The 455-nt window shown below is 65.7% G+C and carries 1 protein-coding gene; it reads left to right on the top strand.

Annotated features, from left to right (window positions below):
• Positions 1-15: 15 nt before the first annotated feature.
• Positions 16-455, top strand: a 440-nt coding sequence (locus JZ792_RS43700) for an efflux RND transporter permease subunit (protein WP_308165654.1), incomplete at its 3' end; no start/stop codon positions are given.

The raw sequence follows: 455 nt of genomic DNA, 5'->3' as shown, positions 1-455 counted from the left end.
GTGCTGGTGTTCATCGTGCAGTGGTTGTTCCTCGGGTCGCTCACCAGCGCGATCATCGTGGCGGCCACGATCCCGTTCGCCCTGGGCTTCGCGATCCTGATCCTGGTGGTACGGGGCGATTCGGCCAACCTCCTGTCGCTCGGCGCGATCGATTTCGGCCTGATCGTCGACGCGACGGTGATCATGGTCGAGAACGTGTTCCGGCACCTCGCCGAGCCCGAGCATTCCGAGGGTCAGAAGGCGCCAGGGGGGCTCGAAGGCCGACTCGGCATCATCGCGATCGCCGGCGTCGAGGTGAACCGGGCGATCTTCTTCTCGGCGATCATCATCATCGTCGGCTTCCTGCCGCTGTTCACGATGAGCGGCGTCGAGGGTCACATCTTCGGGCCGATGGCCAAGACCTACGCCTACGCCCTGGTCGGCGGCCTGCTGGCGACGTTCACGGTCTCGCCGGC

Source organism: Nocardia noduli (assembly GCF_019038455.1).
Classification (GTDB): domain Bacteria; phylum Actinomycetota; class Actinomycetes; order Mycobacteriales; family Mycobacteriaceae; genus Nocardia; species Nocardia noduli.
This window is presented reverse-complemented; position numbering and strand designations above follow the sequence as displayed.